The 901-nt window shown below is 49.1% G+C and carries 8 tRNA genes and 1 rRNA gene; all 9 read left to right on the top strand.

The features are described 5' to 3' along the window. Nucleotides 1–89 (top strand): 5S ribosomal RNA (gene rrf / locus KNO94_RS15115); the annotation flags it as partial. 76 nt (nucleotides 90–165) lie between these two features. Beyond that, nucleotides 166–241 (top strand) — tRNA-Asp (locus KNO94_RS15110). A 19-nt stretch (nucleotides 242–260) separates the two neighbouring features. Continuing rightward, nucleotides 261–336 (top strand) — tRNA-Phe (locus KNO94_RS15105). An 8-nt stretch (nucleotides 337–344) separates the two neighbouring features. Next, nucleotides 345–420, top strand: a tRNA-Thr gene (locus KNO94_RS15100). Nucleotides 421–430: 10 nt separating this feature from the next. Beyond that, nucleotides 431–506 (top strand) — tRNA-His (locus KNO94_RS15095). A 12-nt stretch (nucleotides 507–518) separates the two neighbouring features. Next, nucleotides 519–594 (top strand) — tRNA-Lys (locus KNO94_RS15090). A gap of 38 nt (nucleotides 595–632) precedes the next feature. Next, a tRNA-Leu gene (locus tag KNO94_RS15085) sits at nucleotides 633–713 on the top strand. 15 nt (nucleotides 714–728) lie between these two features. After that, nucleotides 729–803 (top strand) — tRNA-Gly (locus KNO94_RS15080). 9 nt (nucleotides 804–812) lie between these two features. Next, nucleotides 813–900, top strand: a tRNA-Leu gene (locus KNO94_RS15075). The last annotated feature ends 1 nt before the right edge of the window (nucleotide 901 follow it).

The following is a 901-nucleotide window of genomic DNA, read 5'->3' as shown; positions in this document are numbered from 1 at the left end:
CCGTTCCCATGCCGAACACGGAAGTTAAGCGTCTCAGCGCCGAAAGTAGTTGGGGGATCTCCCCCTGTGAGGATAGGACGTTGCCAGGCTTTATTTTTTTAAAAAAGTTATTGACTTTACATAAAATGACCTTTAAAATAGGTGAAGTCGACACAACTTAAAAACGGTCTCGTGGTGTAGGGGTTAACATGTCTGCCTGTCACGCAGAAGATCGCGGGTTCGAATCCCGTCGAGACCGCCATTTTTAATTTAATACGTATGGCTTTGTAGCTCAGTTGGTAGAGCAAAGGACTGAAAATCCTTGTGTCGGCGGTTCGATTCCGTCCAAAGCCACCATATAACACGCCGGTGTAGCTCAGTTGGTAGAGCATCTGACTTGTAATCAGAGGGTCGAGGGTTCGAATCCTTTCGCCGGCACCATTTTTTCATGGCGGTTGTGGCGAAGTGGTTAACGCACCGGATTGTGATTCCGGCATTCGAGGGTTCAATTCCCTTCAGCCGCCCCATTAAAATTTAATGAGCCATTAGCTCAGTTGGTAGAGCATCTGACTTTTAATCAGAGGGTCGCAGGTTCGAGCCCTGCATGGCTCACCATTTTCTCATTATTTTTTATTTAATACGTAATTTCACGTGCGGGTGTGGCGGAATTGGTAGACGCGCTAGACTTAGGATCTAGTGTCTTTGACGTGGGGGTTCGAGTCCCTTCACCCGCATCTCTAAATACTTATGCGGAAGTAGTTCAGTGGTAGAATACGACCTTGCCAAGGTCGGGGTCGCGGGTTCGAATCCCGTCTTCCGCTCCATTTTAATACGCGGTCGTGGCGGAATCGGTAGACGCGCTAGGTTGAGGGCCTAGTGGTGGTTAACACCGTGGAGGTTCAAGTCCTCTCGACCGCACCAT

Source organism: Exiguobacterium sp. s22 (assembly GCF_018617455.1).
In the GTDB taxonomy this organism is placed as follows: domain Bacteria; phylum Bacillota; class Bacilli; order Exiguobacteriales; family Exiguobacteriaceae; genus Exiguobacterium.
Note: the sequence above shows the minus strand (reverse complement) of the source record. Positions and strands in the feature narration are given on the sequence as shown.